General features: G+C 66.8%; 12 protein-coding genes. 5 read left to right on the forward strand and 7 right to left on the reverse strand.

Annotation, left to right across the window (positions count from 1 at the left end):
* Positions 1 to 23: 23 nt before the first annotated feature.
* Genes OHB26_RS05305 through OHB26_RS05325 form a run of 5 tightly spaced genes read right to left on the reverse strand, consistent with a single transcriptional unit; the run spans position 24 to position 5,476 of the window.
* Positions 24 to 800, reverse strand: a complete 777-nt coding sequence (locus OHB26_RS05305; RefSeq protein WP_330183113.1) for an enoyl-CoA hydratase — start codon at positions 798 to 800, stop codon at positions 24 to 26.
* Complete coding sequence (gene mmsB / locus OHB26_RS05310; RefSeq protein WP_330185502.1) at positions 797 to 1,738, reverse strand: 3-hydroxyisobutyrate dehydrogenase; 942 nt, start codon at positions 1,736 to 1,738, stop codon at positions 797 to 799. The genes OHB26_RS05305 and mmsB overlap by 4 nt, the downstream gene beginning before the upstream one ends.
* Positions 1,705 to 2,805 (reverse strand): enoyl-CoA hydratase/isomerase family protein, encoded by a 1,101-nt coding sequence (locus OHB26_RS05315; protein WP_330183114.1) that lies wholly within the window; start codon positions 2,803 to 2,805, stop codon positions 1,705 to 1,707. The genes mmsB and OHB26_RS05315 overlap by 34 nt, the downstream gene beginning before the upstream one ends.
* Positions 2,802 to 3,941 carry an acyl-CoA dehydrogenase family protein gene (locus OHB26_RS05320; protein WP_330183115.1) on the reverse strand — a complete coding sequence of 380 codons (1,140 nt, stop codon included), beginning with the start codon at positions 3,939 to 3,941 and terminating at the stop codon, positions 2,802 to 2,804. Before OHB26_RS05320 ends, OHB26_RS05315 begins: the two co-directional genes overlap by 4 nt.
* A gap of 2 nt (positions 3,942 to 3,943) precedes the next feature.
* Positions 3,944 to 5,476 (reverse strand): CoA-acylating methylmalonate-semialdehyde dehydrogenase, encoded by a 1,533-nt coding sequence (locus OHB26_RS05325; RefSeq protein ID WP_330183116.1) that lies wholly within the window; start codon positions 5,474 to 5,476, stop codon positions 3,944 to 3,946.
* Positions 5,477 to 5,678: 202 nt separating this feature from the next.
* Here OHB26_RS05325 and icmF point away from each other — a divergent pair, with 202 nt between their 5' ends.
* The 4 genes from icmF to OHB26_RS05345 all read left to right on the forward strand — a co-directional run bounded on the left by icmF (position 5,679) and on the right by OHB26_RS05345 (position 11,932).
* Entirely contained in the window at positions 5,679 to 8,915 is a 3,237-nt protein-coding gene (gene icmF, locus OHB26_RS05330) for a fused isobutyryl-CoA mutase/GTPase IcmF (protein WP_330183117.1), read from the forward strand.
* A gap of 62 nt (positions 8,916 to 8,977) precedes the next feature.
* A complete protein-coding gene (locus OHB26_RS05335; protein WP_330183118.1) occupies positions 8,978 to 9,385 on the forward strand; it encodes a DUF3224 domain-containing protein in 408 nt (135 codons plus the stop codon).
* 61 nt (positions 9,386 to 9,446) lie between these two features.
* The gene (locus OHB26_RS05340) at positions 9,447 to 10,772 is read left to right on the forward strand and encodes a Dyp-type peroxidase (protein WP_330183119.1); all 1,326 of its coding nucleotides are present in this window, start codon (positions 9,447 to 9,449) and stop codon (positions 10,770 to 10,772) included.
* Positions 10,773 to 10,870: 98 nt separating this feature from the next.
* On the forward strand, positions 10,871 to 11,932 hold the full coding sequence (locus OHB26_RS05345; protein ID WP_330183120.1) for an amidohydrolase family protein: 1,062 nt from the start codon (positions 10,871 to 10,873) through the stop codon (positions 11,930 to 11,932).
* 15 nt (positions 11,933 to 11,947) lie between these two features.
* Here OHB26_RS05345 and OHB26_RS05350 read toward each other — a convergent pair whose 3' ends face one another.
* The gene (locus tag OHB26_RS05350; RefSeq protein WP_330183121.1) at positions 11,948 to 13,057 is read right to left on the reverse strand and encodes a DUF2157 domain-containing protein; all 1,110 of its coding nucleotides are present in this window, start codon (positions 13,055 to 13,057) and stop codon (positions 11,948 to 11,950) included.
* On the opposite strand from OHB26_RS05350, the gene OHB26_RS05355 reads away from it, so the two are divergent.
* Positions 13,056 to 13,697 (forward strand): MmyB family transcriptional regulator, encoded by a 642-nt coding sequence (locus tag OHB26_RS05355; RefSeq protein ID WP_330183122.1) that lies wholly within the window; start codon positions 13,056 to 13,058, stop codon positions 13,695 to 13,697. The genes OHB26_RS05350 and OHB26_RS05355 overlap by 2 nt on opposite strands.
* Here the strand turns inward: OHB26_RS05355 and OHB26_RS05360 are convergent, their stop codons facing one another.
* A complete protein-coding gene (locus tag OHB26_RS05360) occupies positions 13,698 to 14,333 on the reverse strand; it encodes a TetR/AcrR family transcriptional regulator (protein ID WP_330185503.1) in 636 nt (211 codons plus the stop codon).
* Between the last annotated feature and the right edge of the window lie 37 nt (positions 14,334 to 14,370).

The raw sequence follows: 14,370 nt of genomic DNA on the forward strand, positions 1-14,370 counted from the left end.
GGCCGAACCCCGAACCCCCTTGACTACTTGTTGCCGAAGTTGGCGGGCCGCTTCTCGACGAAGGCCGCCATACCTTCCTTCTGATCCTCGGTGGCGAAGAGCGAGTGGAAGACGCGGCGTTCGAAGCGCAGGCCCTCGGTGAGGGTGGTTTCGAAGGCGCGGTCGACCGCTTCCTTGGCGATCATGACCGAGGGCAGCGACATGGCGCCGATGGTCTCGGCTACCTCGAGCGCGGTCGCGACCAGATCGGCCGCCGGGACGATGCGCGAGACCAGGCCCGCGCGCTCGGCCTCCTCGGCATCCATATTGCGGCCGGTGAGGATGAGGTCCATGGCCTTGGCCTTGCCGACGGCGCGGGTCAGGCGCTGCGAGCCGCCCATACCGGGGATGACGCCGAGCTTGATCTCGGGCTGGCCGAACTTGGCGGTGTCGGCGGCGAGCAGGATGTCGCACATCATGGCGAGTTCGCAGCCGCCGCCGAGGGCGTACCCGGCGACCGCGGCGATGATCGGCTTGCGGAAGGCGACCAGTCGGTCCCAACCGGCGAAGTGATCGGCGAGGAACATCTCCATATAGGACTTCTCGGACATCTCCTTGATGTCCGCGCCCGCCGCGAAGGCCCGCTCGGAGCCGGTCAGCACGACCGCGCCGATCTCATTGTCATTCTCGAGCTCGTCGAGGGCGGCCGAGATATCGGCCAGGACCTGCGAGTTCAGCGCGTTGAGGGCCTTCGGCCGGTTGAGCGTGATGAGCGCGACGCGGCCTTTACGCTCCAGCAGAATGGTCTCGAAGTCACTCACGCCTGTTCTCCTCCAGATCGCTTACGGATATCGGTGACGATAGCGGAGAAATCCTTGCCCGCTTCGTCCTGGTTGAAGCGGTGGTAGATCTCCGCCGCCAGCAAACCGATCTGGCCGTCGATGCCATTGGCCTGCAGGGCATTAGCTGCCAGGCCGAGGTCCTTGGTCATGAGCGCGGTCGCGAAGCCGGGCCGGTAGTCGTTATTGGCCGGGCTGGTCGGCACCGGTCCGGGCACCGGGCAGTACGAGGTGAGCGCCCAGGACTGACCCGAGGCCGTGGAGACCACGTCGAAGAACTTCTCGTGCGTCAGGCCCAGCTTCTCGCCGAGCACGATGGCCTCGGAGAGTCCGATCATGGAGATGCCCAGGATCATGTTGTTGCAGACCTTGGCGGCCTGGCCGACGCCCGCGCCGCCGCAGTGCACGACCTTGCCGCCCATGATCTCGAGCAGCGGCAGGGCGGCGGCGAAGTCGTCGTCCGCGCCGCCCACCATGAAGGTGAGGGTGCCCGCCGCGGCACCGGCCACGCCGCCGGAGACGGGGGCGTCCAGGGCCCGATGTCCCGCTGCCACAGCCAGTTCCGCCGCCGACTTGGCATCGTCCACATCGATGGTGGAGCAGTCGACGAAGAGGGTGCCGGGCTCGGCGGCCGCGAGCACCTCGTTGTAGAGGTCCAGCACAATGCGGCCGTTGGGCAGCATGGTGATCACGATCTCCGATTCGGCCACGGCCGCAACGGGTGTCGCGACGACGGTGGCCCCGTCCCGCCGGGCCTGCTCCTGCGCGGCGGGCACGGGATCGAAGGCGAGTACCTCGTACCCGGCCCGCACCAGGTTGGCGGCCATCGGCCCGCCCATATGCCCGAGGCCGAGGAATCCGACCTTCTTGCTGACGTTCTCAGTGCTCACAGCTCGTCCTTCGGTGTGGCCAAACCCAATTCGCGATCGCCGAGTGCGCCGAAGTAGGCGTTTACATCGGCGTCGGTGACCTCCGCGAGCGTCGCGGGCTGCCACTGCGGATTGCGGTCCTTGTCGATGACCTGGGAGCGGATACCCTCCACCAGGTCGTGGGTGTTCAGCGAGGCGGCCGAGACCCGGTACTCCTGGTTCAGCACCTCCTCCAGGCTCGCGGCCTTGCGCGCGGTGCGCAGCGACCGCAGCGTGACCTTCAGTGCCACCGGCGATTTCGACAGCACATCGGCGGCGGCCTGGGTGGCCTCCGCGCGCCCGTCGGTCTGCAGCCGGTGCACGATCTCCTCGACGGTGTCGGCGCCGTAGCAGTAGTCGATCCAGTCGCGCTGGCCGATGAACTCCGAAACCGGTGCGGGCTGAGCGAATTTGGCGATGGCGTCATCCGCGTCGAGGGTGTGCAACGCCTCCACCAGTGCCGGAATGTGTTCCGACGGAACGAAAGCGTCCGCGAATCCGGCGGCGATGGCGTCACCGGCGGTCATTCGCGCGGTGGTGAGCGCGATATGGGTGCCGATCTCACCGGGTGCGCGCGAGAGCAGGTAGGTGCCGCCCACATCGGGGATGAAGCCGATACCGGTCTCGGGCATACCGACCTTGGAGCGTTCGGTGACGATGCGATGCGAGGCGTGCCCGGACAGGCCCACGCCACCGCCCATGACGATGCCGTCCATGATCGCCACATACGGCTTGGGGTAGTCGCCGATGAGCGCGTTCAGCATGTACTCGTCCCGCCAGAACCGCCCGCTCGGCGAATCGGCGGCGGTCCATGGCGAATCACCTTGTGCGACAGCGTTCTTGGCATCGGTGTGGATGGCGACGATATCCCCGCCCGCGCACAGTCCCCGCTCCCCCGCGCCGGTGAGCAGTACGGTGCGCACCGAATCGTCGGTCGCCCAGGCACGCAGGGCTTCCAGGATGGCCAGGGCCATGGGGTGGTTCAGCGCGTTGATCGCCCGGGGCCGATTCAGCGTGATCAGGCCGAGCCCGTCGCGCTGCTCGATGAGCACCTCGGGTTCCGCCACGTTCTCACTCATGCTGCTCCTACCACCGAGCGGGCCACCACGACCCGCATGATCTCGTTCGTACCTTCCAGGATCTGATGCACCCGCAGGTCGCGGACGATCTTCTCGATCCCGTATTCGTGCAGGTAACCGTAGCCGCCGTGCAATTGCAGGGCTTTGTTCGCCACCTCGAATCCGGCGTCGGTGGTGAACCGTTTGGCCATGGCGCAGAGTTCGACCTTGTCGGGGGCGTCCGCGTCCAGGGCGGCGGCCGCGCGCCACAGCAGGGTGCGGGCGGCCTCCAGGGAGGTGCGCATATCGGCGAGGTCGAATTGCAGTGCGGTGTTGTCGAGCAGCCGCGATCCGAAGGCTTTGCGCTGGGCCAGGTACTGCACGGTGCGGTCCAGGGCGGCCTGCGCACCGCCGAGTGAGCAGGCTGCGATATTGAGTCGCCCGCCATTGAGCCCGTTCATGGCGATGCGGAAGCCGTTGCCCTCCGCGCCGAGCAGATTGGCGGCGGGCACCCGGGCATTGTCGAGAATGACCTGCCGGGTGGGCTGGGCATTCCAGCCCATCTTCTTCTCGTTGGCGCCGAAGGACAGTCCGGGGGTGTCGGCGGGCACGATGAATGCCGAAATCCCGCGTGCGCCTTGGTCTCCGGTACGCGCCATGATCACGTAGACGTCACTGCTGCCCGCACCGGAGATGAATTGCTTCACCCCGGTGAGCAGATAGTCGTCACCGTCGCGAACGGCCTTGGTGCTCAAGGCCGCGGCATCGGAGCCGACGGCGGGTTCGGTGAGGGCGTAGCTGGCCAGCAGATCCATCGAGGTCAACCCCGGCAGCCACCGATTGCGCTGTGCCGCATCGCCGTAACTGTCGATCATCCACGCCGCCATATTGTGGATGGAGATATAGGCGGCGATGGCCGGGCAGCCCGTGGAGAGCTGTTCGAAGATGCGCACGGCATCCAGGCGTCGCAGCTGTGAGCCGCCGACATCCTCGCCCACGTAGATGCCGCCCAGGCCGAGCTGCCCGGCCTTGCGCAGTACGTCGATCGGGAAGTGCTTGTGCTCATCCCATTCCAGCGCGTTCGGCGCGAGCAGCTCGTCGGCAAAGGAGCGGGCGGTCGCGGTGATCGCCTTCTCGTCCTCGTCGAGTGTGAACATCGTCAGTCCATGGTCGGGATGACGAACGCGTTGGCCGCGGAGCTTGCGGAGCGGCCCGAGGACAGGGTCTCCTTTCCTCCCGCTGGCCAGCGCTGGGTCACCGTCTTGGTCTTGGTGTAGAAGCGGATCGAATCCGGGCCGTGCTGGTTGAGATCGCCGAAGCCGGAGCGCTTCCAGCCGCCGAAGGTGTGGTACGCGATCGGCACCGGAATCGGCACATTGATGCCGACCATGCCGACCTGGACGCGCGCCGCGAAGTCGCGGGCGGTATCACCGTCGCGGGTGAAAATGGCTACGCCGTTACCGTATTCGTGCTCGTTCGGCAGGCGCAGCGCCTCCTCGTAATCCTTGGCGCGCACGATGGTGAGCACGGGACCGAAGATCTCTTCCTTGTAGATGCGCATCTGCGGGGTGGCGCGATCGAACAGCGTCGCGCCCGCGAAGAAGCCGTCCTCGCCGCCCTCGACCACCAGGCCGCGGCCGTCGATGACCAGCTCCGCGCCCTCGTCGACGCCGATCTGCACGTAATCGTTGACGCGGTCGACGCCGTCCTGGCCGACCAGGGGACCGAAGTCCGCGCCCGGATCGTCGGACAGGCCGACATTGAGCTTGGCGATCCGCTCGATCAGCTTGTCGCGCAGGCGATCCGCGGTCTCCTCGCCGACCGGCACCGCGATGGAGATGGCCATGCAGCGCTCGCCCGCCGAGCCGTAGCCCGCGCCGATGAGCTGATCGGCCACATCGTCGAGGTCGGCGTCGGGCATGACGATGGCGTGGTTCTTGGCCCCGCCGAAGCACTGGGCGCGCTTACCGTTGGCGGTGGCGGTCTCGTAGATGTACTGCGCGATCGGCGTCGAGCCGACGAAGCCCACGGCCTTGACGCGCTCATCGTGCAGCAGGGTGTCGACGGCCTCCTTGTCACCGTTGACCACGTTGAACACGCCCGCGGGCAGTCCGGCCTCGAGGAACAGTTCGGCCAGGCGCAGCGGCACGGACGGATCGCGCTCGGAGGGCTTGAGCACGAAGGCGTTTCCGCAGGCGAGCGCCGGTCCGGCCTTCCACAGCGGGATCATGGCCGGGAAGTTGAACGGGGTGATGCCCGCGACCACGCCGAGCGGCTGGCGCATGGAGTACACGTCGATGCCGGTGCCCGCGCTCTCGGTGTACTCACCCTTGAGCAGGTGCGGAATGCCGACGGCGAATTCGATGACTTCCAGGCCGCGCTGGATATCGCCCTTGGCGTCCGGGATGGTCTTGCCGTGCTCCGAGGAGAGCAGTGCCGCAAGCGAATCCATCTCGTCCTGCACCAGGGTCAGGAACTTCATCAGCACCCGCGCCCGCTTCTGCGGGTTGTACGCGGCCCACACCTGCTGCGCCTGCGCCGCATTGGCGATGACGGCCTCGACCTCGGCCTTGCTCGCCAGCGGTACGCGCGCCTGCACCTGTCCGGTGCTGGGATTGAAGACGTCCCGGAATTTGCCGGAGGCGCCGGCGACGTGCTGCCCGCCGATGAAGTGCGTGAGTTCGCGAACCATGCCAGTCCTGTCTCGATGTCACCGCCGGTATCCGCCAAGGTGGAGCCCGGCTCCGCGGGAGGTCCACGCGGTCTTAGGTCACCATATAGTTGGACATCCATCTATTTCCAGAGATGTTGCTGTGGCGGATCTCACCTCATATTTGATTTGACGTCCTACTATTGGATTATCAACGGTACGGCCTCAGACGTGGAGGATTCCCATGGCCGATCTGCATATTCCGACGCACCCGGTACGGTTCGTGACCTCGGCGGCGCTGTTCGACGGCCATGACGCGGCCATCAACATCATGCGCAGAATCCTGCAGGGGCAGGGGGCCGAGGTGATCCACCTCGGGCACAACCGCGCCGTCCGCGAGGTGGTGGACGCGGCGGTCAGCGAGGATGTGCAGGGCGTCGCGGTCAGCTCGTATCAGGGCGGGCATATCGAGTACTTCGAATACCTGGCCGCCGCGCTGCGCGAGGCCGGGGCCGGGCATGTGCGGATCTTCGGCGGGGGCGGCGGGGTGATCGTGCCCGAGGAGATCGCGCGGCTGCGAGCGGCCGGGGTGACCATCTTCTCGCCCGAGGACGGGCAGCGGCTCGGACTGCCGGGAATGATCAATCAGTTGATCGCGGAATGCGATAGGGATCTGTCCACCTCGCCCGCCGCCATCGAGGCGGTGCTCAGCGGGGATCGAACGGCGCTGGCGCGCACCATCACCTGCCTGCAGCAGGATGCGCTGCCCGCGGCGGATCTGGCCGAGCTCACCGCGGCGGCGAGTGCGCGGCGGGTGCCCGTACTCGGTATCACCGGTACCGGCGGGTCCGGAAAGTCTTCTCTCACAGACGAACTCATTCGACGGCTGCGCACGGACCAGCAGGACAAACTGCGGGTGGCGGTGCTCGCGGTCGATCCCACCCGGCGGCGCGGGGGCGGGGCACTGCTGGGTGATCGCATTCGAATGAATGCCCTGGACTCCGAGCGGGTGTACTTCCGCTCGCTCGCCACCCGCGGCGAACGGGAATTGCCGCAGAATATCGATGCCATGGTGATCGCTTGCAAGGCAGCGGGTTACGACCTCATCGTGCTGGAGACGCCGGGTATCGGACAGGGCGATGCGGCGATCGCGGAGCATGTGGACGTCTCGCTCTATGTGATGACACCGGAGTTCGGCGCGGCCTCCCAGCTGGAGAAGATCGATATGCTGGATTTCGCGGATGTGGTGGCCGTCAACAAGTTCGAGCGGCGCGGCGCGCAAGACGCGTTGCGCGATGTGTCGCGGCAGCTGGTGCGCAACCGGGAGGCATTCCATGCCGACCCGGAGGATATGCCGGTATTCGGCACCAGCGCCGCGACCTTCAACGATGACGGTGTGACGGCGCTGTATCAGCATCTGAGCGGACTGCTCGGCGAGCAGGGACTCCCTCTCGAACCAGGCGTGCTGCCGCGCGTGGACACCCGCGCCTCGACTCGTTTCGCGCAGATCATTCCGCCCGCCCGGGTGCGCTATCTGGCCGAGATCGCCGAGACGGTGCGCGACTATCACGCCGCGACGGCACGGCAAAGCACTGCGGCACAACGCATTCAACGCCTGGAGCTGGTCCTCGCCGAACTGACACCTTCGGCGGATGCATCGTCCTCGGGGGCAGCCGAGGTCGGTGAGCTGCTGCGCCGGGCGCGCACCGAACTCTCGCCCGAGAATGCCGCGCTGTTGGCCGAATGGCCCGAGGTCGCCGAGTCCTATCGCGGGGATGAGCAGGTGGTGCGGATTCGCGATCGGGAACTGCGCACGCGGTTGCGGCGGGAGACGCTGTCCGGCAGTTCGATTCCGCGGGTGGCGCTGCCGAGGTTCACCGATCACGGTGAGCTGCTGCGTTTTCTGCGGTCGGAGAATCTGCCGGGGCGGTTCCCGTTCACGGCGGGGGTGTTCCCGTTCAAGCGGGACAATGAGGATCCGGCGCGCATGTTCGCCGGGGAGGGCGATCCGTTCCGCACCAATCGGCGGTTCAAGGTGTTGTCCGAACACGCTGCGGCCAAACGGCTTTCGACCGCCTTCGATTCGGTGACGCTGTACGGGCATGATCCCGCCGAGCGGCCCGATATCTACGGCAAGGTCGGCACCTCCGGTGTCTCCATCGCCACGCTCGACGATATGAAGGCGCTGTACGACGGCTTCGATCTGGACGCGCCGAGCACCTCGGTCTCCATGACCATCAACGGCCCCGCGCCCACCATTCTGGCGTTCTACCTCAATGCCGCGATTGATCAAGCGGTGGAACAGTTCTCGGCCGCCGAGGGCCGAGAGCCCACCGCCGAGGAGGCTGCCGAGCTGCGCGCGCGGACGCTCTCGACCGTGCGCGGCACCGTACAGGCCGACATCCTCAAGGAGGATCAGGGTCAGAACACCTGTATCTTCTCCACCGAATTCAGCCTGCGCATGATGGCCGATATCCAGGAGTGGTTCGTGCGCAACAGCGTTCGCAACTTCTACTCGGTCTCCATCTCCGGCTATCACATCGCCGAGGCCGGGGCGAACCCCATCAGCCAGCTGGCCTTCACACTCTCGAACGGCTTCACCTATGTGGAGTCGTATCTGGCGCGCGGAATGCGCATCGACGATTTCGCGCCGAATCTGTCCTTCTTCTTCTCCAATGGCATGGACGCGGAGTACTCGGTGATCGGGCGGGTGGCGCGGCGCATCTGGGCGGTGGCCATGCGGGACCGGTACGGAGCCGGTGAGCGGTCGCAGAAGCTGAAGTACCACGTGCAGACCTCGGGCCGCTCACTGCACGCGCAGGAGATGAACTTCAACGATATTCGCACCACGCTGCAGGCCCTGATCGCCGTCTACGACAATTGCAACAGCCTGCACACCAATGCCTATGACGAGGCCGTCACCACCCCGACCGAGGAGTCGGTGCGCCGCGCGCTGGCGATTCAGCTGATCATCAATCGCGAGTGGGGGCTGGCGATGAATGAGAATCCGCTGCAGGGCAGCTTCATCATCGACGAACTCACCGATCTGGTGGAGGAGGCGGTGCTGCTCGAATTCGAGCGGATCTCCGAACGCGGCGGGGTGCTCGGGGCCATGGAGACCGGCTATCAGCGCGGGCGCATCCAGGACGAATCGATGCTGTACGAGCGCCGCAAGCATGAGGGCAGCCTGCCGATCATCGGCGTGAACACCTTCCGGAATCCGCATGCGGAGCAGGAGCATCCGGTGCTGGAGTTGGCGCGCGGCACCGAACAGGAGAAGCAGTCGCAGCTGCACCGGGTGCGCGAGTTCACCGAGCGGCATCGGGACCAGGCTCCGGCGGCGCTGGCCCGGCTGGCGGAGGCGGCGAGTACCGACGCGAATGTGTTCGAGGTGCTCATGGACGCCGCGCGGGTGTGCACGTTGCAGCAGGTGACCGACGCCTTCTTCACCGTCGGGGGGCAGTATCGGCGCAATGTGTGAGGCGCGGATCGCTGACGTGTTTATCCAAGATCATGTCGGACCCCACCCTTAGGCTCGAATTCATGCAGGCAACAGGAACTTTCAGTGTGAAGTCGTTCGTACCCACCGAGGTCGTCCCGGACCCGCCGATCAGCACCGGCGTGCCCGTGGGCGTCATGTTGATGGAGAAGGTGTTCGAGGGTGAGGTGGCCGGGCGCGCGGCGACCCTGTTCACCGCCGCCTTCGATCCGGCCACCGAGACCGGGACCTATCTGGCCATGGAGTCCTTCGAGGGCTCGCTCAACGGCCGGGCGGGCACCTTCGCCTTCGGGCATTCGGCGACCACCACCGGTACCGATCGCAGCTCGCAGTTCTTCATTATCGTGCCGGGCAGCGGTACCGGGGAGTTGGCGGGCATTACCGGCGCGGGCAGTCTCGATGTCGATGCGGACGGCACCCATCGCATCGCCTTCGACTACGAGATCGCCTGACAGCCGCTGCGCCACCAGCGTTTTCAGCGCCAGCCCCCGAAAGTCGCTACCCTTCGAGAGCATGAGTGGAGCTACTACAGATCGTAGTAATCAGAGCGAATCGCCCCGAGTCTCCCGGCGCGGACTCTTCGGGTCGGCATTGGTCGCCGCGGGCGCGGCCACGGCGGGCGCGGTGGCCGGTCGAGTCACCGCATCGGGTGAAAACACCTCTCGCACGGTCGATTTCCATGGAGCCCAGCAGGCCGGAATCGCGACGACCGCACAATCGCACGCATTGTTCCTGTCCTGCGATCTCGCCCGCCGGGACCGCGGCGTACTGCGGGATCTGCTGGCCGCGTGGACCGAGACCGCCGTTGCCCTGACCGCGGGCGATCGCGTACCCGATAAACCAGACAGCGCACCAGGATTCAGCGATCACACCGATTTCGCCACCGGACTCGATCCGGCCCGGCTCACCATCACCTTCGGACTGGGGCCGTCGGTCTTCGACGAGTGGTCGGGGCTGACGGATCGGCGACCCCGGCACCTGGCCACCCTGCCCGAGTTCACCGGAGATCAGTTGCGCCCCGGCTGGACCGGCGGCGACATCATGGCGCAGATCTGCTCCGACGACCCGCAGATCGTCAGCCACGCTTTTCGCGCCCTACGTGCCCGCATGCCGGGACTGGGCAACCTGCGCTGGACTCAGCACGGCTTCCTGAGCAGGCCCGTCGACGGCGGCACACCGCGAAATATGTTCGGGCACAAGGACGGTACCGCAAATCCGCGCATCGGGTCCGCCGCGTTCGACGAGGCGGTCTGGGTGAACGCGCCCGAGGAGCCCGAGTGGTTTCACGGCGGCACATATCTGGTCTTCCGCAAGATCCGGATGAGCACCGCCGAATGGGATCAGCTTTCGCGGCCGGAGCAGGATCGGATCATCGGGCGGCGGCGCGATGACGGGTCGCCCTTGAACGGGACCGCCGAAACCGATCCGGTGGATCTGGACGCGCGGGCCGCGAATGGCGAGCCGGTGATTCCGGCGGACGCGCACGTGCGACTGGTGCATGGCATTCCCATGCTGCGGCGCGGGTACAGCTACGACTACGGCACGCTGGTGGCGACGAGCGCGAGCCAGGCCGAGGCGAATGCGGAATCCGTTCCCGAGCACACTCATCCGGCGGGCACCGAGCCCGATCACACGCACAGCGGGCATGCCCAGCTCGATGCCGGGCTGCTGTTCGCGGCGTATATGAACAATCCGCCCGAGCAGTTCGTCAAGGCACAGCGCCTGCTCTCGGGGTCCGATCGGCTGAACACCGTCGTTCAGCACACCGGTAGCGCCATCTTCGCCATGCCGCCGGGGATCGCGGTCGGCCAGCCGATCGGTGTGGGACTCGGGCTCTGACGGCCACCCTGAGCGAATTCGGCGTTTCGCCGTCCGGGGCGTGGAACAATCCGCATCAAGCCGACCCGGACGGAAGGGACATCATGGACCTTGCGGGAATGACAGTCGTCGATGCGCATATCCATCAGTGGGATCCGCTGACCACGCCCCGCGAGTTCAGCGGATTGGCCAAGTTCTTCCGCGCCGTCCCCGTCCCGATCGACTGGGCCAAGCGCCTTGCCCCGCGCCGGGATCGCGAATTCGTCGGCGACCCCGAACCTTTCGTCCATCCGTACCTGCCCGCCGACTATCGCACCGATGCCGGGGAGGTACCGGTCGAGGCGATCGTGCATATCGAGGTGGAGTGGACCGGTCGCGGGCCGCTGGCCCCGGTCGGTGAGACGCGATGGGTGGCGAGCCTGCCGTTCGGGGTCGATACACCCGCGCTCGGGGCGATCATCGGGGCGGGCGATCCGGCCGCACCCGGATTCGCCGAACTATTGGACGCGCACCTGGCGGCGTCACCGCTGTTCCGGGGTATTCGCACCCGCGTCGAATATCACCCGGACCCGAAGGTGCGCGCGCACAACAGGACTCCCGGTGCGCTCACCTCCCCCGCCTTCCTCGATGGCTTCGGCGCACTGGCCGAACGCGGGCTCAGCTTCGAGGCATGGGTGTACTCGCAGCAGCTCCCCGAGGTCACCGCGCTGGCCGGGCACTATCCGGACGCCACCATCGTGCTGAACCATCTCGCCACGCCCGCGGGCATTTTCGGGCCGGTGGGCAAGGAGACCGGCCACAATCCGGGGCAACGGCGGGAGCTGTTCATCCGGTGGCGGGACGATCTCAGCGCACTCGCCACCCACCCGAATGTGGTGGCCAAGGTGAGCGGGCTGATGATGCCGATCCTCGGACTTCCGGTGCCGCCGCGCGGTGAGCCCACACCGGTACCCGTACTGCTGGAACGCATTTCGCCACTGCTGGAGCATGCCCTCGACGTATTCGGGGCCGATCGCCTGATCTGGGGGTCGAATTTCCCGGTGGACAAACCGATTACGAGTATCGGCAATGCCGCCGAGGCGGTCGCGACCGCGCTCAGCGCACATGGTGCGGACGAGAAGGCGCTGGAGCAGATCTTCCGCGGCAATGCCCAGCGCGTGTATCGGATCGACAACCTCTGACTTCGGGCATCGGAGTCAGTCGCGGCCGCGCACCAGCACGGCCGCACCGACGACCAGCAGAATCGCACCGGCGATGAGCACCACGACGAAGGCGCTGCGGGAGCCATTCGTCCAGTCCCACACCGCCTCCGACACGGCGACGGCCAGCGCGATACCGCCGCCGATCACCAGCACCGGATGATTCTGTCGCCGGTACAGCGCGAAGCAGACCAGCGCCACCAGCACACCGAGCAGATAACCGGGCCACATGCGATCCTCGGCCAGCACGCCCTGCGCACCCGCCAGCGCCGTGACGATGGCGACCGCGTATCCGGCCCAGGCCGGTTCGGCGAACCCGAATCGAGTGGCCGCGAACCACACCGCGCCGACCACCACAATCCCCAGCCCGATCGCCGTACCGTTCCCGGACACCTGATCGAGAATCGCCGCCACGGCCGCATTCCCGAATCCGGCGATGGCCAGCAGACCCAATAGCGACGGCAGCGCCGCGTACGCCAGCACCGCCACAATCGCACCCGCCGTAGCCGCCCACGTCCAGGCGGTGTCATTACCGCCGTCGTCGACACTCGTGCCGACCAGCACCGCCACCGATATCGAGGTGAGCGCGAACAGCGCCGCCGCCAACCGCATCGGCACGGTATGCGCCGCCGCGCCGGGGACACTGGACCCGCTGGAAACAGCAGGCCCGGCTCCGCCGGAAACAGTGGCGACGGCTCCACCGAGGCCACCGGGATCGGGGCCGCCGGTACCGACTCCACCGGGGCCACCAGGCACCACTTGGCCTGAGGCAGTGGCTTGCCTCCCGGCCCAGGGGAACAAGGCTCGCGGCCCGCCCGCCAGCGCCAGACCTCCGGCCACCAGTACCACCGTGACCAATGCCAGCGCGGTGACCTGCGCGGCCCTGTCCAACCCTTCCCAGGATGATCCGAGCAACAGCACGATCCCGCCGAGCAGCAGCCCCGCCCCCGCATACGCGGCGACCTCCGCCACCCATCGCCCACCGGAGGCTCGCGCACTTCTCTCCCGCGCCACCGCCTCGAGCACAGCTGTGCGCTGCTCTTCGGTCAATACGCCCTGACCGACCAGCCGGGTAAGCGCGGTCCCCACCGAACGTTCGACCATCATGCCCCCAGTATCAGCCGCCCAACCACCAATCACCCCGAGCCTGGCCGCTCTCCGTCATCCCGGCAGGCTTTTGGCCGGGATCCACACAGGTTATGGCCGAGCCGGTTTCGATGGATCCCGGCCGACCGCGGCGCGGGCGGCGCTCGAGGCCATGTTGAGCGCGCATGACCCCTATCCGGCGGGGGTGGTGGACCGTCATTGGAATGTGGTGCCGAGGAATCGCGCCATGGGTGTGCTCATGAACGGGATTCCCGAACATCTTTCGCAATCGCCGAATGTGTATCGGCTGGTATTGCATCCGGAAGGGTTGTCCGCGCATCCGGCCAATGCCCGGCAGGTGTACGACCTGTTCCTGGAGCGACTCACCGATCAGGCCAATGCCACCGGTGATCCCGCATTGCGCGCGCTCCTCGAAGAGGTTGCCGGATATCCGATTCCGGCCGATCCCGAGGGCGCGGCCTATCCGCCGAGCCCTTTCGAGGTACCACTCCGTATTCGCACCCCCGCGGGCGAACTCTCCATGTTCAGCGTGATGGCGACCTTCGGCGCACCCGCCGATGTGACGCTCTCGGAGCTGGCCATCGAACTCTTCTATCCCCTCGACGAATTCACCACCCGAACCCTGCGCGCACTGGCCTGATCACTCGGGCAGGGCGAGATATCGCGCCCCCAGCAGATTCGCCGTGCGGGTCACGTGGTCGATGATGCGCTCGGTATCGGATTCGATGGCACCGGTGCGCCAGGCGGTGAGCAGCTCCACGAAACCGCCTATGCCCATGAGGGTTCCCATGCGCAGATCCGATTCGTCGAAACCGGGCCGCAGGTACGGCCGGCCGGTGGCGATGAGCAGATCGGTGGCCTCGGTGAGCATGGTTTTGCGGCGTTCCTCCAGTACACGACTACCCGCGTGATCACCGAAGAGGATGCGGGCCGGGCTGTCCACCTGCAGGGCGACCGCGCGGGCGATGGCCTCGTGCAGGATCTCCAACGGGGGTAGGTCCAGATGTTCGGCCACCACACCCGAGAGCTCGCCGAAGACCTCGAAACAGACCTGGTCCCAGACCGCGGCGAGCAGTTCGTCGCGGTCGGCGAAGTGTTCGTAGAAGTAGCGGTCGTTCAGTCCGGCGGCGGTGCAGACGCCGCGCATTGTGACTGCGGCCCAGCCGTTTTCGAGCCAGATCGCCAGCGCCGCGCCGATCAGCCGGCGACGGCGTTCGGTACGGCGTTCCTCCTGGGTTCGCCCACCCCAGGTCCGGGCGGGTGCGCGCACGTTCATCATTGACATTTTGCCCTATCGAGCGCCTAATTGGGGG

The organism is Nocardia sp. NBC_01503 (genome assembly GCF_036327755.1).
In the GTDB taxonomy this organism is placed as follows: domain Bacteria; phylum Actinomycetota; class Actinomycetes; order Mycobacteriales; family Mycobacteriaceae; genus Nocardia.

What these genes read in the sequence shown, in the direction of transcription:
- OHB26_RS05335 (WP_330183118.1), top strand. Translation starts at nt 8,978, where the DNA reads ATGCAGGCAACAGGAACTTTCAGTGTGAAGTCGTTCGTACCCACCGAG.
- OHB26_RS05320 (WP_330183115.1), bottom strand. Translation starts at nt 3,941, where the DNA reads ATGTTCACACTCGACGAGGACGAGAAGGCGATCACCGCGACCGCCCGC.
- OHB26_RS05340 (WP_330183119.1), top strand. Translation starts at nt 9,447, where the DNA reads ATGAGTGGAGCTACTACAGATCGTAGTAATCAGAGCGAATCGCCCCGA.
- OHB26_RS05345 (WP_330183120.1), top strand. Translation starts at nt 10,871, where the DNA reads ATGACAGTCGTCGATGCGCATATCCATCAGTGGGATCCGCTGACCACG.
- OHB26_RS05360 (WP_330185503.1), bottom strand. Translation starts at nt 14,333, where the DNA reads ATGAACGTGCGCGCACCCGCCCGGACCTGGGGTGGGCGAACCCAGGAG.
- OHB26_RS05355 (WP_330183122.1), top strand. Translation starts at nt 13,056, where the DNA reads ATGCCCCCAGTATCAGCCGCCCAACCACCAATCACCCCGAGCCTGGCC.
- OHB26_RS05315 (WP_330183114.1), bottom strand. Translation starts at nt 2,805, where the DNA reads ATGAGTGAGAACGTGGCGGAACCCGAGGTGCTCATCGAGCAGCGCGAC.
- OHB26_RS05325 (WP_330183116.1), bottom strand. Translation starts at nt 5,476, where the DNA reads ATGGTTCGCGAACTCACGCACTTCATCGGCGGGCAGCACGTCGCCGGC.
- icmF (WP_330183117.1), top strand. Translation starts at nt 5,679, where the DNA reads ATGGCCGATCTGCATATTCCGACGCACCCGGTACGGTTCGTGACCTCG.
- OHB26_RS05350 (WP_330183121.1), bottom strand. Translation starts at nt 13,057, where the DNA reads ATGATGGTCGAACGTTCGGTGGGGACCGCGCTTACCCGGCTGGTCGGT.